General features: G+C 33.2%; 22 protein-coding genes. 14 read left to right on the top strand and 8 right to left on the bottom strand.

What is annotated here, in order from left to right; all coding sequences use genetic code 11:
- Positions 1–22 precede the first annotated feature (22 nt).
- The 3 genes from HM992_RS01815 (at position 23) to HM992_RS01805 (ending at position 3,101) form a co-directional block, all read left to right on the top strand.
- A complete protein-coding gene (locus HM992_RS01815; protein WP_179318443.1) occupies positions 23–784 on the top strand; it encodes an exodeoxyribonuclease III in 762 nt (253 codons plus the stop codon).
- 62 nt (positions 785–846) lie between these two features.
- Positions 847–1,806 carry an OmpA/MotB family protein gene (locus tag HM992_RS01810; protein ID WP_179318441.1) on the top strand — a complete coding sequence of 320 codons (960 nt, stop codon included), beginning with the start codon at positions 847–849 and terminating at the stop codon, positions 1,804–1,806.
- 257 nt (positions 1,807–2,063) lie between these two features.
- The gene (locus HM992_RS01805) at positions 2,064–3,101 is read left to right on the top strand and encodes an aldo/keto reductase (RefSeq protein ID WP_179318439.1); all 1,038 of its coding nucleotides are present in this window, start codon (positions 2,064–2,066) and stop codon (positions 3,099–3,101) included.
- Positions 3,102–3,104: 3 nt separating this feature from the next.
- Here the strand turns inward: HM992_RS01805 and HM992_RS01800 are convergent, their stop codons facing one another.
- Both HM992_RS01800 and HM992_RS01795 read right to left on the bottom strand, forming a co-directional pair.
- Positions 3,105–3,575 carry an Lrp/AsnC ligand binding domain-containing protein gene (locus HM992_RS01800; RefSeq protein WP_020898179.1) on the bottom strand — a complete coding sequence of 157 codons (471 nt, stop codon included), beginning with the start codon at positions 3,573–3,575 and terminating at the stop codon, positions 3,105–3,107.
- 89 nt (positions 3,576–3,664) lie between these two features.
- Entirely contained in the window at positions 3,665–5,029 is a 1,365-nt protein-coding gene (locus HM992_RS01795; RefSeq protein WP_179318437.1) for a saccharopine dehydrogenase family protein, read from the bottom strand.
- Between the two features lie 81 nt (positions 5,030–5,110).
- Between HM992_RS01795 and HM992_RS01790 the strand changes: the two genes are divergently transcribed.
- Positions 5,111–5,500 carry a DUF423 domain-containing protein gene (locus tag HM992_RS01790; protein WP_179318435.1) on the top strand — a complete coding sequence of 130 codons (390 nt, stop codon included), beginning with the start codon at positions 5,111–5,113 and terminating at the stop codon, positions 5,498–5,500.
- A gap of 65 nt (positions 5,501–5,565) precedes the next feature.
- Entirely contained in the window at positions 5,566–7,182 is a 1,617-nt protein-coding gene (gene pckA / locus HM992_RS01785) for a phosphoenolpyruvate carboxykinase (ATP) (RefSeq protein WP_179318433.1), read from the top strand.
- 76 nt (positions 7,183–7,258) lie between these two features.
- Here pckA and HM992_RS01780 read toward each other — a convergent pair whose 3' ends face one another.
- Both HM992_RS01780 and HM992_RS01775 read right to left on the bottom strand, forming a co-directional pair.
- On the bottom strand, positions 7,259–8,008 hold the full coding sequence (locus HM992_RS01780; protein ID WP_178986704.1) for a uroporphyrinogen-III synthase: 750 nt from the start codon (positions 8,006–8,008) through the stop codon (positions 7,259–7,261).
- Positions 8,009–8,024: 16 nt separating this feature from the next.
- On the bottom strand, positions 8,025–8,675 hold the full coding sequence (locus HM992_RS01775) for a DUF4271 domain-containing protein (protein ID WP_179318431.1): 651 nt from the start codon (positions 8,673–8,675) through the stop codon (positions 8,025–8,027).
- A 147-nt stretch (positions 8,676–8,822) separates the two neighbouring features.
- Between HM992_RS01775 and HM992_RS01770 the strand changes: the two genes are divergently transcribed.
- The 3 genes from HM992_RS01770 to HM992_RS01760 are packed head-to-tail and all read left to right on the top strand — an operon-like array spanning position 8,823 to position 11,371.
- Complete coding sequence (locus HM992_RS01770) at positions 8,823–9,545, top strand: polyprenol monophosphomannose synthase (protein WP_179318429.1); 723 nt, start codon at positions 8,823–8,825, stop codon at positions 9,543–9,545.
- Positions 9,546–9,552: 7 nt separating this feature from the next.
- A complete protein-coding gene (locus HM992_RS01765) occupies positions 9,553–10,896 on the top strand; it encodes a dihydroorotase (RefSeq protein WP_178986707.1) in 1,344 nt (447 codons plus the stop codon).
- A 1-nt stretch (position 10,897) separates the two neighbouring features.
- Positions 10,898–11,371 carry a DUF4296 domain-containing protein gene (locus HM992_RS01760; RefSeq protein WP_179318427.1) on the top strand — a complete coding sequence of 158 codons (474 nt, stop codon included), beginning with the start codon at positions 10,898–10,900 and terminating at the stop codon, positions 11,369–11,371.
- Here HM992_RS01760 and HM992_RS01755 read toward each other — a convergent pair.
- Positions 11,358–12,371, bottom strand: coding sequence for an SDR family oxidoreductase (locus HM992_RS01755; protein WP_178986709.1), 1,014 nt, complete (start codon positions 12,369–12,371; stop codon positions 11,358–11,360). The two genes, HM992_RS01760 and HM992_RS01755, sit on opposite strands and share 14 nt — an antisense overlap.
- A 163-nt stretch (positions 12,372–12,534) precedes the next feature.
- Between HM992_RS01755 and tyrS the strand changes: the two genes are divergently transcribed.
- Positions 12,535–13,845 (top strand): tyrosine--tRNA ligase, encoded by a 1,311-nt coding sequence (gene tyrS / locus HM992_RS01750; RefSeq protein ID WP_179318425.1) that lies wholly within the window; start codon positions 12,535–12,537, stop codon positions 13,843–13,845.
- Positions 13,846–14,108: 263 nt separating this feature from the next.
- Here tyrS and HM992_RS01745 read toward each other — a convergent pair whose 3' ends face one another.
- Both HM992_RS01745 and HM992_RS01740 read right to left on the bottom strand, forming a co-directional pair.
- Complete coding sequence (locus HM992_RS01745; protein WP_179318423.1) at positions 14,109–15,089, bottom strand: long-chain-fatty-acid--protein ligase; 981 nt, start codon at positions 15,087–15,089, stop codon at positions 14,109–14,111.
- Between the two features lie 75 nt (positions 15,090–15,164).
- Positions 15,165–16,910, bottom strand: coding sequence for a T9SS type A sorting domain-containing protein (locus HM992_RS01740; protein ID WP_179318422.1), 1,746 nt, complete (start codon positions 16,908–16,910; stop codon positions 15,165–15,167).
- A gap of 230 nt (positions 16,911–17,140) precedes the next feature.
- Between HM992_RS01740 and HM992_RS01735 the strand changes: the two genes are divergently transcribed.
- Together HM992_RS01735 and HM992_RS01730 are read left to right on the top strand one after the other, a co-directional pair.
- Entirely contained in the window at positions 17,141–17,827 is a 687-nt protein-coding gene (locus HM992_RS01735; RefSeq protein ID WP_178986713.1) for a response regulator transcription factor, read from the top strand.
- On the top strand, positions 17,827–18,870 hold the full coding sequence (locus HM992_RS01730) for a sensor histidine kinase (protein ID WP_178986714.1): 1,044 nt from the start codon (positions 17,827–17,829) through the stop codon (positions 18,868–18,870). The genes HM992_RS01735 and HM992_RS01730 overlap by 1 nt, the downstream gene beginning before the upstream one ends.
- Here the strand turns inward: HM992_RS01730 and HM992_RS01725 are convergent.
- A complete protein-coding gene (locus tag HM992_RS01725) occupies positions 18,853–19,905 on the bottom strand; it encodes a glycosyltransferase (RefSeq protein WP_179318420.1) in 1,053 nt (350 codons plus the stop codon). The genes HM992_RS01730 and HM992_RS01725 overlap by 18 nt on opposite strands.
- A 101-nt stretch (positions 19,906–20,006) precedes the next feature.
- On the opposite strand from HM992_RS01725, the gene trmB reads away from it, so the two are divergent.
- From trmB to HM992_RS01710, 3 genes are read left to right on the top strand one after another with little or no spacing between them, the layout of a single operon-like run.
- Positions 20,007–20,681, top strand: coding sequence for a tRNA (guanosine(46)-N7)-methyltransferase TrmB (trmB, locus tag HM992_RS01720; protein WP_178986716.1), 675 nt, complete (start codon positions 20,007–20,009; stop codon positions 20,679–20,681).
- A 3-nt stretch (positions 20,682–20,684) separates the two neighbouring features.
- The gene (locus HM992_RS01715) at positions 20,685–21,314 is read left to right on the top strand and encodes a LysE family transporter (protein ID WP_178986717.1); all 630 of its coding nucleotides are present in this window, start codon (positions 20,685–20,687) and stop codon (positions 21,312–21,314) included.
- Entirely contained in the window at positions 21,315–21,644 is a 330-nt protein-coding gene (locus HM992_RS01710; RefSeq protein WP_179318419.1) for an MGMT family protein, read from the top strand.
- The last annotated feature ends 10 nt before the right edge of the window (positions 21,645–21,654 follow it).

Raw genomic sequence — 21,654 nt, 5'->3', positions numbered from 1 at the left:
CCCGTTTTCACGGGAAATGTGTATGAAAATAGTTTCTTATAACGTCAATGGTATCAGAGCAGCCTTAAATAAAGGCTTTATAGAGTGGTTAACAGCAACAGATCCAGATGTGGTTTGTTTACAGGAAATTAAAGCGATGGAAGAACAACTCGATCTTAATTTATTTACAGAAGCTGGTTACAAATTCAATTATTGGTTTAGCGCACAGAAAAAAGGCTATAGTGGAGTTGCTATTTTATGTAAAACAGAACCCAATCATATAGAATTCGGAACAGGAATCGAATCCATGGATTTTGAAGGTAGAAATATCCGAGTAGACTATGATGGAGTTTCAGTTATGAGTATGTATTTGCCATCTGGTACTAACGATGCACGGTTATCGCATAAGTTTGAATATATGAATCTTATTCAACAGTATTTGATTGAACTTCAGACCGAAAAACCAAACTTAGTGGTTTGTGGTGATTATAATATTTGTCATGAAGAAATTGATATTCATAACCCAAAAATGAAAGGAGTTTCAGGTTTTTTACCCGAAGAACGTGAATGGTTAGGAGAATTTATAGATAGTGGATTTATAGATAGTTTTAGGTATTTACATCCTGAACGTCAGGAGTATTCTTGGTGGAGTTACAGAGCAAATTCTAGAGCAAACAATAAAGGTTGGCGATTAGATTATGCCATGGTAAGCGCACCTTTACAAGAAAAAATAAAACGCAGCGTTATACTAACTGAAGCGGTTCATAGTGACCATTGTCCAATTTTATTAGAATTGGATATTTAAAATATAACTATTGAAATTACCCCAAATAATAATTAAACTTAAAACAACTTAACAAAAGAATCATGATTAAAAAACTTTCAATCTTAGCATTAACCATCACGCTTTTTTCATCTTGTGTGTCGAAAAAAATCTACACAGATCTTGAAGATAAATATGCCAATCTAAAACAAGAAAACCGTGGTTTAACTGATGAAGTAGAGGCTTTGTCTAGTGATAAAACAAAGCTTACAAATGATTTAGGTCAATTGCAAACCTCTTATGACAAGGCTGTTGCTGAACGCGATAAACTTCAAGCAGATTATGCGGCGGCAAAATCGAATTTAGAAACTTTAAAAGCGTCTTATAAAGCTTTAGAGGAAAATAGTTCAGCTTCAATTGCTAAAAATGCACAAAAGAATAGAGAGCTTTTAGCACAATTGGAAGCAAAGGAGCAGGCTTTAGCCGCAGAAAACGAACGTTTAAATACGTTGAAGCAAGAATTGGAAAGTCGTTCGCAACGTGTGGCTGAATTAGAAAATGTTATTGCGAGTAAGGATGCAGCAATGAACAAATTAAAAGATGCCATTTCTAAAGCGTTGACTAATTTTGAAGGTAAAGGCTTAACCGTTGAGCAACGCAATGGAAAAGTATACATTTCTATGGAAAACAAATTATTGTTTGAATCTGGAAGTTGGTATGTTGGCTCTCAAGGTAAGCAAGCGGTTAAACAACTGGGAAGCGTATTGGCTGAAAATCCTGAAATTTCGGTATTGATTGAAGGTCATACGGATAATGTACCATATAAAGGTAATGCGCAATTGAGTGGTAATTGGGATTTATCTGCAAAACGTGCAACAGCCATTGTGAACATCCTTAGAGAAAACGATGCTATTAATCCTGAAAATTTAACAGCTGCAGGACGTGGAGAATTTGCACCAATTGCGACAAATGACACAGCAGATGGTAAAGCAAAAAATAGAAGAATTGAAGTGATTTTAACGCCTAAGTTAGATGAGATTTCTAAATTATTGAATGAAATTTAAACTAGAAAGTCATTGCGAGGAATGAAGCAATCTGTTGAATTTGAGTTTCAGTTTGAATAAATTGTCTCGACGCTAAAAGCTTTTCGTAAAGGTATATTAACAAACATTTAGACCTCACATGTTTTTAAAACCTGTGAGGTCTTCTTATATTTACTGTATATTCTAGGTGTGAAAATGTTGCGCTGAGCGGAGTCGAAACGTAGATTAATAAATTAAGTTTAACTAAAATGAGATTCCCGTTTTCACGGGAACTAAAGATGAAATACACAACACTACCAAACACAGATATAAAAGTTAGTAAAATTTGCCTTGGCACCATGACATGGGGAAATCAAAATACCCAAGACGAAGGTTTTGCTCAAATGGATTTTGCTTTAGATAAAGGAGTTAATTTTTTTGATACTGCAGAATTGTATCCTGTTCCGGCGAGAAAAGAAACCTATGCAGAAACCGAACGTATTATTGGTAATTGGTTTGCTAAAACAGGAAACAGAGATAAGGTTGTTTTGGGTTCTAAAATTGCAGGAACTGGAGATTATACAGCTCATATTAGAACTAATGGTTTTAGCAAGGAAGCGCTAAATGATGCCGTAAACCACAGTTTAAAACGCTTAAAAACCGATTATATAGATTTATATCAACTGCACTGGCCAGAACGAAATACGAATACCTTTGGAGTACGCGATTATAAAAATAATCCTAAAGATAAATGGGAAGATAATTTTAAGGAAATTCTTCACAACTTAGATGAGATTATCAAAACTGGAAAAATAAGGCAAGTCGGTATTTCTAATGAAAAGGCTTGGGGAACTATGCGTTATTTAGAAGAATCTAAAAGGCAGAGTTTACCTCGAATGATTACCATACAAAACGCATACTCTTTAATTAATAGAGTTTTTGAAGGTGATTTAGCAGAAGTTTCACAGCGAGAGAATATTGGCTTATTAGCCTATTCTCCAATGGCATTTGGAGTCTTATCTGGGAAATATATAAACGGAACAGCTGCTAAAAATTCAAGATTGAATATGTTTTCGCATTTTTCACGATATAGCAGTGCAAATGCTACAGAAGCTACAAAACGCTATTTAAAAATTGCGGAAAATCATAATCTGTCTTTGGCACAAATGTCTTTAGCTTTTGTAAATGAAAGACCTTTTGTAACCAGTAATATAATTGGCGCAACTAATCTTGAACAATTAGAAGAGAATATAGACAGTATAAATGTGTCTTTATCGGATGAGGTTATGAAGGAGATTGATGCTGTTCATTCTGATATTCCTAACCCAACACCATAACAACTATATCTTAATCTGTCGATTAATTTGTTCTTGTAACGAAATAAACGTTTCTGTTCGAGAAACCCCTTTTATACTTTGTATTTCGGAGTTAAGTACGTGCATTAAGTGTTCATTGTCTTTAGAAAGAATTTTAATAAAAATAGACCAGTTACCTGTGGTGTAATGGCATTCAATCACCTCGGGAATTTTTTGTAATTGCTTTACAGCTTCAGGATTACTGATGGCTTTATCGAGATAGACGCCAACAAATGCCATAGTGGTATACCCTAAAACTTTGGGGTTAATAATAAATTTAGATCCAGCGATAAGTCCTGATTTTTCAAGTTTTTTTAAACGTTGATGTATTGCAGCACCAGAAATACCGACATTCCGAGCGATTTCAAGAATAGGTGTTCTGGCATCTTCCATTAATGCACGTAGTATTTTTTTATCAATACCATCGATGTAAATACCATTATCGTTAATCTTCATGAGTAATAATCTAATAAATTGAAAGTTAAAGATAGAAAAAGCGTTTCAATTTGAAACGCTTTATGCTATTATTCTGTTTAATTCTTATTCTAAAGATTCAGAGGATTGTAACCTAAATATGGCACTTCGTACTCTTTAAAAATTATATCATAAGCTTCTAATTCCTTTAAAATAGGGGTGTAAACCTCTTTCGTTATAGGAATTTGAACTCCTGGTGTTTTTATTTTACCATTTAATATGGCTAAAGTTGCAATGGCGACCGGTAAACCAACAGTTTTGGCCATGGCAGTATAAGTTTGGTCTTTTCCAAGTGTAACCATCGTAGAATCAATCTGATGTTTTTTGCCATTAAGTTCGTACCCAAACTTATGATACATAACTATCATATCTTTATCATCTGGACTAAGCGTCCAGCTATCCATTAAGATTTTCTGAAGAATTTGAGCAGGTGTTCCTTTATCTAAGTCGACCATTTTTTTAGGGTTAAAAATATCGAGCTCTAAGAATTTTTCCCAAACAATATCATCTTGGTCAATTTTAAGGGCATGTCTAAACTTAAGTTCCACAGAATCCGTTGGACTATATGGTAAAAAAGAGTTTACAAAATCACGGTAGCTCATATTAATACTATCATCAATTGTATAACTATCGTCTGTCATTCCTAATTGTACAAAAACATTCCAAGCGCGACTAAAACCTACGCGTCGCATAGTTCCTCTGTAAAGAGTTTTAATATGGTCTAAACCATAAACTTGCTGGTATTTTAGAGAATCTCTATTGGCATAACCTTCAAAACGTCCATAACCTTCAACATCTAAAAATTCGGTACGTCTAAATAATCGGTTATAAGGAATGTACTTAAATTGATTTTCTTGTAAAAATTTAGCGGCTCCACCTTGTCCTGCAACGACGACGTTTCTTGGATTCCAAGTAAATTTGTAATTCCATAGGTTATTATCACTTTCCGGAGCTACTAAACCACCTGTAAAGGATTCAAATAAAATCATTTTTCCACCTTTATCTCTAATCCTATCAATGACATGCATAGCACTCATATGGTCAATGCCAGGATCTACACCAATTTCATTCATAAAAATGAGATTGTTGGCTTTAGCATCTGCATCTAAAGCTTCCATTTCTGGACTCACATAAGAAGCCGTAACCATATTCTTTTTATATGTAATACAATCTTTGGCAACTTCGATATGAAAACGTGCCGGAAGCATTGAAACTACGATATCAGCTTTTTTTACCGCTGCAATTCTAGATTCGGCGTTAAACACATCTAAATGGATAACATCAGTATTGGGATGATCGCCAACAAGCTTTTTAGCATTGTCTACATTAAGATCTCCTATGGTAATATGAAGCTTTTCGGTCTGAGAATTATCGAGTAAATATTTTATAAGATATGAGCACGATTTTCCTGCTCCAATGATTAATATGTTTCGCATAATGGGTTTATATAACTAATTTTGTATTCAACGAAAGTAAGAAATACAATAGGCATTAAAAACCGAATTAACGTTTTAATTATGAATAAGAAGCTATTAGTAACAGGAGCAGTTTTAGGAATTTTAGGGATTATTTTGGGTGCTTTTGCTGCACATGGTTTAGAAAAATTAGTTGATACTGATGCTATTAAATCCTTTGAAACTGGTGTGCGTTATCAACTTTACCATGCGTTTTTGCTTCTCATCCTTGGCGGTACGTCATTTGTGAGTTTAAAAATGAAAAAAACAATTTTTTATTTAGCACTTATTGGTGTTATTTTCTTTTCAGGATCTATTTATGGATTGGCTACAAACACACTTTCAAGCTTCGACTTTAAAACTATAGCAATGATAACGCCTTTTGGAGGTCTACTGTTAATCTCTGCTTGGATTGTAATGTTGATTGGTATTATAAGAAAACACGATGATTAATAGCAATCTACAATGCTGTTTCAAAATAATATTTTAGTTTTGCAGAACTAAACAACACAAATATTATGGCAAATCATTCCCAATCAACGAAATCGATTTCGTTGGATCAATATGGAATTAAAAATGCAAAAGTAAATTATCAATTATCTTCAGATGAACTTCATGCTGAAACTATTGCAAAAGGACAAGGAGTAGAGTCTTCTTCTGGTGCTTTAGCGGTTAATACAGGTGAATTTACAGGTCGTTCTCCATTGGACAGATTTATTGTTAAAGATGACATCACCAAAGATAAAGTTTGGTGGGGAAATATTAACATTGCTTTTGATGGTGATAAATTCCAAAAACTTTACGATAAAGTTGCTGATTATTTATCTGAAAAGGAGATTTATGTGCGCGATAGTTACGCTTGTGCAGATGAAAATTACAAATTAAATATTAGAGTCATTAATGAATACCCTTGGAGTAACATGTTTGCTTATAATATGTTTTTACGCCCTTCGGAAGATGAATTAAAAGACTTTTCGCCAGAGTGGACCGTGGTAAATGCTCCAGGTTTTATGGCTGATCCTGAAGTAGATGGTACACGCCAACATAACTTTGCAATTTTGGATTTTACACGTAAGATTGCGTTAATTGGTGGAACGGGCTATACAGGTGAAATTAAAAAAGGAATCTTTTCTGCTTTAAATTTTATACTTCCTGTATTTAAAAATACATTACCAATGCACTGTAGTGCTAATGTTGGTAAAGATGATGATACCGCGATCTTCTTCGGTTTATCTGGAACAGGGAAAACAACCCTTTCTACGGATCCTAATCGTAGTTTAATTGGTGATGATGAACATGGATGGACAGCAGAGAATACGGTATTTAATTTCGAAGGAGGCTGTTATGCGAAGGTAATTAATTTATCTCAAGAGCAAGAACCCGAGATTTTTGCAGCGATTAAAAAAGGAGCAATTTTAGAGAATGTAATCCTAGATGATAAAGGGCATGTTAATTTTCAAGATACTTCTATTACGCAAAACACAAGGGTAAGTTACCCTATTTATCATATAGACAACATTCGAAAACCTTCAATTGGTGAAAACCCGAAGAATATATTTTTCTTAACAGCGGATGCCTTTGGAGTTCTACCTCCAATATCTAAATTAACACCGAGTCAGGCGGCTTATCATTTTATTTCTGGCTATACTGCTAAAGTAGCTGGTACAGAAGCTGGAGTAGTAGAGCCTGTACCAAGCTTTTCGGCTTGTTTTGGTGCGCCTTTTATGCCATTACATCCAACGGAATATGCTAAGATGTTAAGTAAAAAGATGAAAGATGCTAACGTAAATGTATGGTTAGTAAATACAGGTTGGACAGGTGGTCCTTATGGTGTAGGGACACGTATGAAATTAAAATACACGCGCGCTATGATTAATGCAGCTTTAAATGGTGATTTAAAGGATTACACTTATGAAGATTATCATATTCATTCGGTATTTGGAGTGGCGCAACCAAGAACATGTCCTGGAGTACCAACAGAAGTGTTGAGTCCAAGAACGACTTGGAATGACGACAAAGCTTATTATACTATGGCATTTAAATTATCTAATGCGTTTAGGGAGAACTTTAAGAAGTTTGAATCTTATGCTTCTGAAGAAGTGAGACGTGGTGGTCCACAACGTTATGCATTTTAGACCTTAATTCTTATAAACTAAAAAAAGCGATTCTATATTTAGAATCGCTTTTTTATATGAAGTAATATTTCTTTTATTATTTCCCTTTATTCACAGCATCAATATACTTCTGTAATGCCATGGTCATAGAAGGAGTTTCAGGTGTTGGTGCAGAAATATCTACACGCAATCCTTTTTCTTTAACTGCATTTACGGTTGTGTTTCCAAATACAGCAATACGTGTGTTTTTTTGTTCAAAATTAGGGAAGTTATGAAATAAAGAATCTATCCCAGAAGGGCTAAAGAAAACCAATATATCATAAGTAACATTTGATAAGTCTGATAAATCGCTAATTACTGTTTTGTAAAAAGTAGCTTGTTTCCAATTAACACCTAATTTATCTAATAATTCAGGTATAATAGGTTTAACTTTATCTGTAGTTGGTAATAGAAACGATTCGTCTTTATATTTTTTTATCAAAGGCATTAAATCTTCAAACGTGCGTTTACCTACGTAAATTTTACGTTTTCTATACACCACATATTTCTGTAAATAATAGGCAACAGCTTCAGATTGGCAGAAATATTTCATAGAATCTGGAACTTTAAAGCGTAATTCATCTGCGACCCTAAAGAAGTGATCTACTGAATTTCTACTTGTAAGTATAATAGCGGTATATTTAGTAAGATCAACTTTTTGTTGTCTCACATCCTTAGAGGATACTCCTTCAACATGAATAAAAGGTCTAAAGTCTACTTTTACTTTTTGCTTTTCTTGCAAATCAAAGTATGGGGAGTTCTCTATTTTAGGCTCTGGTTGTGATACTAAAATTGTTTTCACTTTCATACGTAAACTGGGTGTTTTAAACGTTATACTCCCTAATGACCTTAAATAAAAGTACATAAGGGCCAATTTCGAGAGCGCAAAGATACAATAAAAAATAGAAAAAATTTGGATTAATTAACTTTTGATGGGTTTTATATGAAGATAAAAATCCAATGAGATTTATAAGGAAAACCACAGATAAAGCTGAGATTATGATAATATTCATACCTGTATCCGTGTATAATAAAAACAAATTCGCAATTAAAAATATAAGCCCAGAAAAATTCTTAAAAGTTGTCTTTTGAAATAAGTAGTCATCTATTAAACTATCCATTTCAAAAAGGCTTCCAATTAAGCGTTCCAAAAGGGTTTTTATAATTAAGATAGTAGAAATGGCAAACAATAATTTAAGGAACGAAATAAGCTCAAAACTAACAGGTGCTATAAACGTGTTATACGTAAAATAGATGAAAATACTTAAGGATAGCGAGAGGTTTACAAACAGAAAGCTATCAAACTGATCTATAAATTTTTGATCCTTAGCATATATTTTAAGGTATTTAGAATTACCTATAACATACAAGAAATCATTAAATCGCAACGTATTCAAATATTTTGCAACCACGATGGTAAACAATCCTATGATTGTAAAAATGGTAAACCACTCGTGTGTTATATAATTTCGCATGCCGCTAAATTATAAAAAAATGAGCTGACTATTATAAGTACTATTCATATCTATCAAAAAAGTTAATTCTAGTATTTAATCCGTTAAAAACTTTATTTTTGTTCAAATTCTAAAAGTCACTCAAAAAGAGTGTTTAAAAGTGAGTTAATGTCTGACGCAATTGTCATAATCCCTACCTATAACGAGATTGAAAACGCAGAATCAATCATCAGAGCTGTGTTTGCACAGCAAAAAGAATTCCATGTGCTTATTGTAGATGATAATTCACCAGATAAAACAGGTGACACAGTAAAACGTTTGCAAAAAGAATTTAAAGATCGCTTATTTTTATTAGAGCGGACTGAAAAGAGTGGTTTGGGTACGGCTTACATTGCGGGATTTGAATGGGCTTTAGAAAAATCATATCAGTACATTTTTGAAATGGATGCAGATTTTTCACATAGTCCAGAAGATCTTATAAGGCTATATAAGGCTTGTGCAGTTGATGGGGCAGATGTTTCAGTAGGCTCTCGTTACGTTAAAGGTATTACGGTTGTTAATTGGCCAATGTCCCGTATTCTTTTGTCTTATGGCGCGTCGCGCTATGTAAGATTAATAACGAGGATGAAAGTTAAGGATTCCACAGCCGGATTTATTTGCTATAAAAGAGCTGTTTTAGAAGCTATAAATCTTAAGAAAATAAAATTCGTCGGTTATGCGTTTCAAATTGAAATGAAATTCAAAGCCCATAATAAAGGTTTTAAAATTGTAGAAATACCAGTTATTTTTAAGGATAGAACCAAAGGTAAATCTAAAATGAGTGGAGGCATTATTACCGAAGCTATTTTTGGAGTTATTAGTTTAAAAATTAAAAGCTTATTTACTAAGTAAAAGATACATGAAGCGAAATACCCTCATAAAAAACGCAAGAATTGTCAACGAAGGAAAAATTGTTGAAGGTGACATTCTTATTGAAGACAATATTATAAAGGAAATTGATATATCTATAAGTGTCAAATCTGCCGACATGTTGGTTATTGATGTTGAAGGAAACTATGTATTTCCAGGAATGATTGACGACCAAGTTCATTTTAGAGAACCAGGATTAACGCATAAAGCCAACATAGAGTCGGAATCTAAAGCGGCTATCGCTGGTGGTATTACCTCGTTTATAGAGATGCCAAATACCAATCCACAAACTACAACAGTAGAAAAGTTAGAAGAGAAATTTGATATTGCTGCAAACTCGTCTTACGCTAATTACTCGTTTATGTTTGGAGGTACCAATGATAATTTGGACGAAATTCTAAAAGTAGATCCTAAAACCGTTGCAGGTTTAAAATTATTTTTAGGGTCTTCTACAGGAAATATGCTGGTTGATGATCCTAAAGTGATTGAAAAAATATTTTCGAGCACAGATATGGTGATTTCGGTGCATTGCGAAGACGAAGCGACTATAAAAGCCAACTTAGCAAAATATAAAGCAGAATATGGAGATGATATTCCAATGGAATTACATCCTATCATCCGAAGTGAAGAAGCGTGTTATTTATCGTCTTCAAAAGCGATTGAATTAGCTAAGAAAACTGGAGCGCGATTGCATGTATTTCATTTATCAACAGGAAAAGAAACCAAATTGTTTTCAAATAAAATCCCACTAAAGGATAAAAAGATTACGGCTGAGGTTTGTGTGCATCACTTGTGGTTTTCAGATGAAGATTATGCAAAAAAAGGAAGTCATATTAAATGGAATCCGGCAGTGAAAACATCAAAAGATAGAGACCAACTTTGGAAGGCTTTATTGGATGATAGAATAGATGTCATTGCTACAGACCATGCGCCACATACTTTAGAAGAGAAAACGAATAACTATATGAATGCTCCTTCTGGTGGACCATTAGTGCAGCATGCTTTGGTAGCTTTGATGGAAGCACATCATCAAGGGAAAATTTCAGTTGAAAAAATTGTGGAAAAGGCCTGCCATAATCCTGCTATATTATTCAACGTTGAAAAACGTGGTTTTATTAAGGAAGGTTATTTTGCTGACTTAGTAATTGTAGATCCTCAAAGTCCATGGACCGTTAATAAAAGTAATATTCTTTACAAATGTGGTTGGTCTCCTTTTGAAGGCAACACATTTAAAAGTAGAATTACGCATACCTTTGTAAACGGGCAATTGGTGTATAATAATTTCAATGTTTTAGGCGTTAAAGCAGGACAACGACTAACTTTTGATAGATAAGATGTTAAAGCAAATCAGTATTGTATTGGTATTTGGGATTGTAATTTTGGCCTGCGATGGTATTAATAAACCCGAAAAACCAGATGATTTAATATCAAAAGCGCAAATGACTGATTTGCTGTATGATTTATATGTTATGAATGCAGCTAAAGGAGTTAATAGGGCGACTTTGGAAAAAAATGATTTAGATCCAGAATTTTATATTTTAAAAAAACATAATGTAGATAGTATTCGATTTGCTGAAAGCAACACGTATTACGCTTTTGATACTGAAACTTATAAGGAAATAGTTGATAATGTAAAGGCACGTCTCGAATCCGAAAAGGAATATTATGATGATTTAAGAGAAATGGAAACCGATTCTATTAAAAGACGTCGAGATTCTATATCAAAAAAACGAAGAATTCCAAAAGATTCTAATGTAAAGACTATAGATACCGCAGGTTTAAAGAACGCGAAACCTAAAGATGTTTAAGGAATAATTTACTGACCTCTTCTATACTTGTATCTATTGATTTGAATTCAAAATTGATACTGTTTTTTATTTTTGATGCATCATAATTTGTAATGCTTACCGCAGATTTTGCCGTTTGTTTAGCTAATCGCCTGCGTTTACCCAAAAGCTTATGATTTAGCCAATCTAATTTCCAGCCAATTCCCAATAACCAAGATTTGGCTTCTTTTGTAGGTGGCTTAACATCTAAATATGTTGCTACTTTTGTAAAAAAGGATTTAAAGCTTAAATTTTCTGAGACTAAAATAAAACCTTCATTTTTAATACTCCCTTTCATCAACTGTTCCATAGCATTTGTGACATCCCAAACGTCTACATAACCAGTAACGCCAGAAGTGTAATACGGCGTACCGTTATAAATTCGCTTAAACAAACTGCCACTGCTTCCACCATTCCAATAGCCAGCTCCTAAAATAATTCCAGGATTAATAATTACGGCATCTAAGCCTTCTTGAGTGCCTCGCCACACTTCAAGCTCTGCTCCGTATTTAGTAATCGCATACACGCTATTATCGTCTTCAGGACTCCATTCGGTTTGCTCATCTATTAATTTTTCAGGATTGCTATGATGTCCAATTGCCGCGATAGTACTTACATAACATAATTTTTTAACCTTATGACTTATAGATAAGTTAACGATGTTGGCCGTGCCTTCAATATTAATCCGTCTTAACTCTATATACTTATTAGGCTCAAAAGAAACAAAAGCAGCACAATGATAAACGTGTGTAACGCCTTTAAATGCATCTTGAAGTTTAGGTATATCATTAACATCTGCTTCAACCCATTCAATTTTATTAAAAAGCGTTTCAGCATCATCCGAAAAGTAGGAAAAAACGTTTTTTACACGTGCTAGCGTTTTCTCTCGTCGATATATTGCACGTATCGGTTCATTACTTTTTAAAAGTTGAAAAAGTAAATGCGAACCAACTAAACCTGTACCTCCTGTTACTAGAATCATTGGGTAAAGTTACGTTTTTTAAGCCTTATTTAAAATGTGAATTTTCATTATATAAGTTTTCAAGTCTAATAAATTTTACAATCGCTAAATTGAGTTAAAATTGTCTTTTGTCTTTAAAGGTGGAAACTTATCTTTGCGCAAATCAATTTGAAACTAAAAAATAATGGCAAACAAGTTTGTAGAAGAATTACGTTGGAGAGGAATGGTACATGATATCATGCCAGGAACAGAAGAACAATTAGACAATGAGATGACTACTGCCTATATTGGTTTTGATCCTACATCAGATTCATTACACATTGGTAGCTTAGTGCCAATTATTTTATTAGTTCATTTAGAAAAGGCAGGTCACAAACCTATTGCTTTGGTTGGTGGTGCTACAGGTATGATTGGTGATCCTTCTGGGAAAAGTGATGAGCGTAATTTATTAGATGAAGTGGCTTTAGCTCATAATGTCGCAGGAATAAAAAGTGTATTATCTCGTTTTTTAGATTTTAATTCAACTGAAAAAAACGCTCCGGTTTTAGTGAATAACTATGATTGGATGAAAGAATTTAGCTTCATAGATTTTGCTAGAGATGTTGGTAAACGTATTACCGTAAATTACATGATGGCTAAAGATTCTGTAAAAAAGCGTCTAAGTGGTGATGAAGGCAATGTAGGGATGTCTTTTACAGAGTTTACGTACCAATTGATTCAAGGCTACGATTTTCATCATTTGTATAAAACCATGGGTTGTAAACTACAAATGGGAGGTAGCGACCAATGGGGAAATATTACGACAGGAACTGAACTGGTTAGACGAATGCACGATGGTGAAGACCAAGCAAAAGCTTATGCCATGACATGTCCTTTAATTACAAAAGCAGACGGTTCTAAATTTGGTAAGTCTGAAGGAGGAAATATTTGGTTAGATGCAGATAAAACATCAGTTTACAAATTTTACCAGTTTTGGTTGAATTCTAGTGATGAAGATGCTGAAAAGTATATTAAAATTTTTACGTTTTTAGATAAAGAAACGATTGAAACTTTAATTGCAGCTCATAAAGAAACTCCGCATTTAAGATTATTACAAAAACGTTTGGCTGAAGAAGTAACAGTATTTGTGCACAGTAAAGATGATTATGATAATGCGGTAAAAGCATCGGAAATATTGTTTAGCAAAGACTTTAAAAATGAGATTAAACAATTGTCAGAGTCTTTGTTTTTAGATGTTTTTGAAGGTGTAAAACATGCTAAGATTTCAAAATCAGAATTTGAAGAAGGTTTAGATATGATAGGTGCATTAGCAGCGAAAACTGATTTTTTGAGTTCTAATGGTGATGCAAGACGTGCTTTAAAAGAAAATGCTGTAGCAGTAAATAAAGAAAAAGTAAAAGAGGACTATATGTTATCTGCGGAAGATTTAATTCACGATAAATATATTATTCTTAGTAGAGGAAAGAAAACAAACTTCATTTTAGAAGTCGTTTAATATTCAAATTTTAAAAATATATTCAGACCTGTTGGGCTCCAAAAAACCTGACAGGTTTTATTATGCATAAAAAAAGTGCCCAAAATTACTTTCGGACACTTCTAACCAATCAATCAACTTTTGAAAATCTTACTTTTTCATAGCTGTTACTAAGTCGTGAGTAATTTTAGTTCCTTACAATAAAATTCATAAGATTATTTTTGGTGGAGTGTAGGTAGCAGTTTTATTAGCATTCTAGTTTTTATTTTGAATGCAAATGCAATTTACAAAGCCATTAAATTACAGCCCCTAATATCTGAATTATCAAATCTTCCGATGATTTCAAACTGGCCATTGTCATCGACTTTTCCTAAATCTTGAGTCGCAATAAATGAACACGAATTTAAATTTGCTAAATCAATAACATTAATACCTCCTGTTTTATTTGGTTGTTGGATAGTGAGTGCATCTTCAGTATCTCGCGTTAGTATTTTCATCCAAGGTGGACATTCAAAAACACCATTACCTTTAGAGTAGGCCTGACTTAAAAGTTCTGTCATGCCGTATTCGCTATGTATTTGGTTAACTCCAAAACCGGTTTGTAAAGTTTGATGTAACTCTTGCCTAATAATTTCTTTTCGTCTACCCTTCATGCCTCCTGTTTCCATAATTATGGTATGTTTCAAATTTAGTTGATAGGCTTCAACCAAATCTAATAATGCAAAGGAAACTCCTATGAGTAATGTTTTTTGTTGTTTAGCTTCAAGTGTTTTTAGTGTATTTGCTAATTCTTCAAGGTTGTTGAGGTAAAATCCACTTTCAATTTGATTAGATTTTTCAATTAAATCATTTACCATATAGATCAGTGAAGAACCATCGCGTTCTAAATAAGATGGCAATAATGCTAAGACTACATAGTCTTCAATAGTCCCATAAAAGTGCTTAAACGCTTTTAGATAGCTCTCTTCGTAGAGATTTAAGTCTGTAACTAAATGTTTACTCGTAATACTTCCTGTTGTGCCAGAGCTGCTAAATGTTTTTTGAATTGGTAAAGAAGAACTTAAAACCTCATGAGATTTGAAAAATTGAATCGGTAAAAATGGAATTTCAGAAACTTGTTTTATATCTGAAGGATGTTTATACAATAAATCGCAAAATGAACGATAGACTTTGTTGTTATTAAACTGAAATTTAAAAACTTCCAAAGCTAGATCATCGAATTCGGCATTGGATTTTATATTAAAAATGGAGTCTTTAGATATCATTCTGCAAAAATATGGAAAATAAAAAAGCGTCCCGATAATTTTCGGGACGCTTTTAATAGGTATTAAAATTTATACTTACTTAATCACTAATTTCTTAGTAGTAGAAGCATTATTCTGAGTAATTTTTACAATGTAAACACCAGACTTTAAGTTAGCAACATTTAACGTGTTGTTGGTTATAGTTTGGTTTTTAACTTGCTTACCTAAGATATCAAATACTTGCACAGAGATAGCATCGCTATTTGTAGAAGAGATTGAAACAGACCCAGTGTTTGTTGGGTTAGGATATAAGCTAAAAGTAGTAGCATTAAAATTAGTAACACTTAATGGTGCTGCAATATCGCTAGTGTATCTTGGGAAAATTTGATAATCGTCATCGAACTGACCACCTAAACCTGTAATACTTACAGCAGTTGTAGGTATATCAGTACCAATTAAATCTTCGTCACCAAATGCAACTCTACAAATTGTAGTATCAGCACCTTCAGAAATGTTGTAATTTGTGTTATCTGTAAATGTACCAGCATCAGCAAATGTTGCACTGTTAATAGTAATTAATCGGCTTTCGTAGTTTTCTCCATTGTTTAAAAGATCTGAAACACTCACAACGATTGGAGTTAATGTGTTACCTGTAGAAGACGCACTTGCTACATTCTGAGTTGGAATAAACTGAAGTGTATTAGCATATTCAGTAAGCTGTCCTCTTAAGCCTGTAATACCATCACCATTACTAAAAGCAGTACTTAATAAACCAGCAGTATCATCGATTAAGATCCCAGCACCACCATCTTGGATGTATTTTTGGTTTCTATTACCTTCAGTAACAATATAGGATATAATAGCTTCACCTGTTAATTCGTAAGTTTCACCAAGTGTACCAGCTCTTAATTCAGTGATGCTAGCGACTTGGTTTAAAGATGCAACGCTAAACATTATAGTAGTATCAACAGCAGGTGCTATAGGAGTATGGCTATTATCAACTAGTTGCATAAAAACCGTGTAAGATTGACCATCTGTAACAGTTAAAATTTCATCGTTGGTATCGTATTTCATTGGTTGAGCAGTACCATTTATTGTCCAATGAATATGACCATCAAATCCACCAGTAGTTGCACCAACATTAAAATTTTGAACATTAATTGATAAGGTTACACTAGTTGTACCAGGTGCTAAAGCAGAATTATTACTAGGACTCGTTATTGTAATGCTAGGAGCGGTGCTTCCAACAGTAGAGTATGTGCCAATAGGAAATATAGAAGCACAAGATGTATTATCTGTACAGCCATCAACAGCATTAGGACCACTAAAAGTCCAATTAGATTCAACAAAATTTGATCCATCAGGTCCTGTACCGTCAACACGATAAGCCCAACCATCTAAATATTCCCAAGCTGTATCAGTTCCATCATTATTAATATCTCCGAAAGTGTCAATTACAGCTCCACCCGAGAAAATTTCAAGAGCATCATCTCCATTAATAGCAGCATTACTATCAATATAATCCGGAGTTATACCAAAATAAGCATTTGTTGATCCTGGGTTTTCAGATCCACCAGATCCTTCAAAACCAACATAAATAAAATCTCCAGCAGATGCAGAACCAGCAAAAGTAAGTTCTTCACCATCTGTACCTCCACCATTGGTTGCAGATCCAAATCCGTAAGTTGATAAATCAGCAATATCATTAACGACATAAATTTCAATTAATTTTGGTGTACCTCCCGTAAGTGGTCCATCAAAAGCACCAGTAATTATCATGTCCTGTCCAAAAGAAAAGGAAGCTACTAGTAATGTAAGTAATAAAAAGTAAATTTTTTTCATAATTTTATTTTATAAGGTTTAAGTAACAAATATAACAACAAATCCTTAACTTTAATAATCAGAATCGTTAATACTTATCATTTTACAATATGATAACATCGTAAATTTCAGGTGTTTCTAGTAGTCAAGATTTTAGAATTTTAATGTTAGGGAATTGTTATCAATTACATATTTACAGGTGGTTAATAGAGATATAAATTATATTTACAATTATTTAAAACGTAATTCAATTGAAAAAGAGAGATATTAAGATATTATTAGTTGATGATGACCTAGATATTTTAGAAATAGTAGGTTTTAATTTGTCTGCTGAAGGCTATCAAGTTATTAAAGGTGAAAATGGAGAAGAAGCCGTTAAATTAGCTAAAAAACATCAACCTCATTTAATTATAATTGATGTAATGATGCCAAAAATGGATGGCATTGAGGCCTGTGAACGTATTAGAGAGGAGCCTAATCTAAGCGAAACGATTATTACGTTTTTAACTGCAAGAGGTGAAGACTACTCGCAAGTAGCCGGTTTTGAAGCTGGTGCAGATGATTATATCTCAAAACCTATAAAGCCTAAAGTTTTAATTAGTAAAGTGAAAGCTTTGCTGAGACGTTTAAAGCATTCTGAAAGTAATGTTGAAACGGTAATGGAAATTGGTGATTTAGTAATTTATAAAGAAGAGTATAAAATTACAATAAATGGTAAAGAAACCGCTTTGCCTAGAAAAGAGTTTGAATTGTTATCTTTGCTAGCAACCAAACCAGGTAAGGTTTTTAAACGCGACGAGATTTTGGATAAGGTCTGGGGAAATGAAGTCGTTGTAGGCGGAAGAACCATCGATGTCCACATTAGAAAACTGCGTGAAAAAATAGGAGATAAATCCTTTAAAACCGTAAAAGGTGTTGGTTACAAGTTTGTAGACTAATGCAACATAAAACTCTTAAGAAATCATATAAGTTTGCCTTGCGAACAGCACTATATGTTACGTTGTTTACGACGTTGCTTGTAAGTGCTTTTTTGCAATATTACCATATAATTAACTGGCACTTTATTTTTTATCCATTAACATGTTTTCCGTTTACTTTTCTTATTATTCAGTATCGGGTTGAGCGATTTATATACAGACGTGTTAAGAAAATATACGACGATTTAACCCTTTTAGAATCGACAAGTCTAAGACGGCAACCCATAACTACAGATATGGGAACGTTAACAAAAGAAATTGATAAATACGCCAAAAACAAAAAGTTTGAAATTGAAACACTAAAAATTAGAGAAGAATATCGCAAAGAATTTATTGGTAATGTCTCTCACGAACTAAAAACACCTTTATTTACCGTACAAAGCTATTTACTGACCTTATTAGAAGGAGATATAAAAGACGAAAAAATCAAAAATAAATATTTAGCTAGAGCCACTAAAGGGGTTGAACGTCTAACCTATATTATCAAAGATTTAGATATGATTACCAAACTAGAAGTTGGTGATTTGAGTTTAGAAAAAGAAAATTTTGATATGGTTAAAGTGGTTCAAAATGTGTTTGATCTTTTTGAAATGAAATCTGCTAAAAAACACATTACCTTAACTTTTGATATTGATTATCCTGAGCCTATAATGGTTTATGCCGATAAAGAACGTATCCAGCAAGTTTTAACCAACCTTGTTGTTAACTCTATAAAATATGGACGCGAAAAAGGAACCACAGAAGTAAGTATAGAGAATCTTATAAAAAACAAAGCTATTATCAGAGTTACTGATAATGGAGAAGGTATTGCAAAAGAGAATCTTCAGCGTCTATTTGAACGTTTTTATCGTGTAGACAAGAGTGGTTCTCGTAAAGAAGGTGGTTCTGGATTGGGATTATCTATTGTAAAACATATTATTGAAGGGCACGAAGAAAAAATATATATTGAAAGCGAATTAGGAGTCGGTAGTGAGTTTTCATTTACTCTAGAAAAGTCCAAATAATTTCTTGTAATTTAATTCGTATTCTTGAGATTTAAATCCGCTAAATTTTTCAATTTCAGATAGCATATTAATATCAAAATCATCTTGGTCACAATACGGAGCAATTCTTTCTGAAGATAGCCGTTTAGCTAAATACTCTTGTTCAAACTGTCCTGGAGTGGGTATAAAAAAAGCTTTCTTTTCAAGTTTTTCTAAATCCATTAGCGTTGTATAACCCGATCTACTAAGAATAAGGTCGCTTTTATTTATGGCAATTTCAAGCTGTTCACTGGTCATATAATTATAGACAATTACATTGTCCGTAACCGTTTTCTGTTGCTCAGATTCTACCTTTCCTTTTACAAAGAGCACACGCCCTTTATAGTGTTTTAAGTCACTTAAAAGTTTTTCTTCTAAATACGTGCGTTGCGGTTCAGGACCAGAGAGTAAAACAAGTAGATTGTATTCAGTTTCTACATCTCGTTTTTTAAATCGAGTTAAGGCACCTAAATATTTTACAGGCGCCTCAAAATTTTTAGGATGACCTAATTCACCACTTAAATTAATTGTGCCCATATAATCTGGAACCCAACATTCATTAAACTTCGAAATTATTTTTTGATGTAATTTACTGCTTAGCCATGTTGTATTTCCACTTAAAACGCGTAATTGGTGTGTAATAAATACAGATGGAATAGTTTTATGACGTACACCAAATCTGTTATCCGAGATTATACCGGAAATAGCTTCAGTTTCAACTAAAGCCTTAATAACTTTTTTTTCGCGTTTAATAGTTTTTAATAGATGTGGTGAATCTTTTATCAACTTAATTTTAAAGCCATTTGCTTTTTTAGCATACGTAATATTGTAAGATGGTAATTCAAAGGAGCTCAGTGTTGGGAATTCCTTTTTTAATAATTCTAAAGCAACTCCATCACTGGCAATAATAGGTTCAAAGCCATTTTCGATTAAAGCATTTATAATAGGAATACATCGTGTAGAATGTCCTAATCCCCAATTTAGCGGAGCTACTAATATCCTTTTTTTAGTATTCACCTTATATCAATTTTTCTAATTTATAGATTAGGTTGTCTTTAACAAAGGTAAACCTAAAATGTTTGCTTAATTTTACCGAATTATTAATAAATCGATAATTAGTGGGAAGTAAAAATAAACTCAAACGCTTTAGAGAAAATGAAACCTTTCATAATGTGTATCAACCAACACGTGAAGAATTGGTGGATGCAACGTATAAATTAAAAGGAAAATGGAAGTCGGAAGTTTTTAAAAACAACAATCCATTGGTTTTAGAATTGGGTTGCGGAAAAGGTGAGTATACCGTTGGCTTAGCAAAACGCGATGCTAATAAAAACTTTATTGGTATAGATATTAAAGGTGCACGATTTTGGAGAGGAGCAAAAACGGCAATTGAAGAAGATATTCCTAATGCTGCTTTTATAAGAACACAAATAGAACTTATTGACCATGTTTTTAGCGACAATGAAGTTGATGAAATCTGGATTACATTTCCAGATCCACAAATAAAATATCAACGTACAAAACACCGAATGACCAATTTGCAGTTTTTAGAACGCTACAAAAAAGTATTAAAACCAGGTGGATTAATGCATTTAAAAACAGATAGCGAGTTTATGCATGGCTACACGCTTGGCTTATTACATGGTCTAGGTTTAGAAGTACTTTATGCCAACCATAATGTTTATAAATTAGAGGGTAGTCCAGAAGAAGTTACTGAAATTCAGACCTTTTACGAAGGTCAGTATTTAGAGAAAGACAAAGCAATTACGTATATTAGATTCAAAATCAACTAAAATTTGAGTATTACTGTCATTTTTTTTCTTGGACTTTTTGTCGCTATGATTGGTGTAATTCCACCAGGATTGTTAAATATGACAGCAGCAAGAATTAGTTTAAAGGAAGGCGCAGGTCGTGGTATTATGTTTTCTACCGGTGTTTGTATTGTAGTTTACATTCAAACGTATGTAGCGGCTATTTTTGCAAGATATTTGTCTAACCATGCGGATATTGTAGAGATCTTAAGACGTGTGGCTTTTGTGATATTTGTATTAATTACCATATATTTTTTAGTTTTAGCTTCAAAAGAGGAAGAAGTAAAAGAAGAGACTGAAATAAAAAGTAAACACGGCAGATTATTACATGGTATGTTGTTGTCTGCACTAAATATTTTTCCAATTCCATACCAAGCCTATATGACCATTACTTTAGTATCTTTTGGTTGGATGGATTTTCAGAAATTAAGTATTGTTACCTATGTGACTGGAGCAGCAACCGGAACATTTGTTATGTTATATTTTTATATTTTCTTTTTTGATAAGATAAAAGATAGCAAGTTCTCGTCTCAAAAAAGCATGAATCTTAGTATTGGTATTATCACAGGTCTTGTTTCATTAGTTACATTAATTAATATTTTAAAGGAATTCTAAATGCAACCTGAAACGCTTAGTTTTTTCGAAAAAGTATATGAGATCGCAAAGAAAATTCCTTACGGAAAAGTAACTAGTTATGGCGCTATTGCAAAATATTTGGGTGCTGGTAAAAGCGCCAGAATTGTAGGTTATGCGATGAATGGTTCTCATGGAAAAGATGTGCCAGCACACAGAGTTGTCAATAGAAAGGGGCTATTAACAGGGAAGCATCATTTTGAAGGCACTAATTTAATGCAACAGCTTTTAGAAAGTGAAGGCATTGAGGTGGTTGATAATCAAATTCAGAATTTAGATGCTGTGTATTGGGATCCTGCTGAGGAACTTTAAATGTGGTTTT

The sequence above is a fragment of the Winogradskyella helgolandensis genome, from assembly GCF_013404085.1.
GTDB classification, from domain to species: domain Bacteria; phylum Bacteroidota; class Bacteroidia; order Flavobacteriales; family Flavobacteriaceae; genus Winogradskyella; species Winogradskyella helgolandensis.
This window is presented reverse-complemented; position numbering and strand designations above follow the sequence as displayed.

Excerpts from the sequence above, each read along its gene's own strand:
- HM992_RS01710 (WP_179318419.1), top strand. The coding sequence starts at position 21,315 with ATGCAACCTGAAACGCTTAGTTTTTTCGAAAAAGTATATGAGATCGCA.
- HM992_RS01790 (WP_179318435.1), top strand. The coding sequence starts at position 5,111 with ATGAATAAGAAGCTATTAGTAACAGGAGCAGTTTTAGGAATTTTAGGG.
- HM992_RS01740 (WP_179318422.1), bottom strand. The coding sequence starts at position 16,910 with ATGAAAAAAATTTACTTTTTATTACTTACATTACTAGTAGCTTCCTTT.
- HM992_RS01775 (WP_179318431.1), bottom strand. The coding sequence starts at position 8,675 with ATGCGAAATTATATAACACACGAGTGGTTTACCATTTTTACAATCATA.
- HM992_RS01760 (WP_179318427.1), top strand. The coding sequence starts at position 10,898 with ATGTTAAAGCAAATCAGTATTGTATTGGTATTTGGGATTGTAATTTTG.
- HM992_RS01755 (WP_178986709.1), bottom strand. The coding sequence starts at position 12,371 with ATGATTCTAGTAACAGGAGGTACAGGTTTAGTTGGTTCGCATTTACTT.
- HM992_RS01730 (WP_178986714.1), top strand. The coding sequence starts at position 17,827 with ATGCAACATAAAACTCTTAAGAAATCATATAAGTTTGCCTTGCGAACA.
- HM992_RS01805 (WP_179318439.1), top strand. The coding sequence starts at position 2,064 with ATGAAATACACAACACTACCAAACACAGATATAAAAGTTAGTAAAATT.
- pckA (WP_179318433.1), top strand. The coding sequence starts at position 5,566 with ATGGCAAATCATTCCCAATCAACGAAATCGATTTCGTTGGATCAATAT.
- HM992_RS01765 (WP_178986707.1), top strand. The coding sequence starts at position 9,553 with ATGAAGCGAAATACCCTCATAAAAAACGCAAGAATTGTCAACGAAGGA.
- HM992_RS01745 (WP_179318423.1), bottom strand. The coding sequence starts at position 15,089 with ATGATATCTAAAGACTCCATTTTTAATATAAAATCCAATGCCGAATTC.
- HM992_RS01810 (WP_179318441.1), top strand. The coding sequence starts at position 847 with ATGATTAAAAAACTTTCAATCTTAGCATTAACCATCACGCTTTTTTCA.
- HM992_RS01795 (WP_179318437.1), bottom strand. The coding sequence starts at position 5,029 with ATGCGAAACATATTAATCATTGGAGCAGGAAAATCGTGCTCATATCTT.
- tyrS (WP_179318425.1), top strand. The coding sequence starts at position 12,535 with ATGGCAAACAAGTTTGTAGAAGAATTACGTTGGAGAGGAATGGTACAT.
- HM992_RS01800 (WP_020898179.1), bottom strand. The coding sequence starts at position 3,575 with ATGAAGATTAACGATAATGGTATTTACATCGATGGTATTGATAAAAAA.
- HM992_RS01815 (WP_179318443.1), top strand. The coding sequence starts at position 23 with ATGAAAATAGTTTCTTATAACGTCAATGGTATCAGAGCAGCCTTAAAT.
- HM992_RS01780 (WP_178986704.1), bottom strand. The coding sequence starts at position 8,008 with ATGAAAGTGAAAACAATTTTAGTATCACAACCAGAGCCTAAAATAGAG.
- HM992_RS01770 (WP_179318429.1), top strand. The coding sequence starts at position 8,823 with ATGTCTGACGCAATTGTCATAATCCCTACCTATAACGAGATTGAAAAC.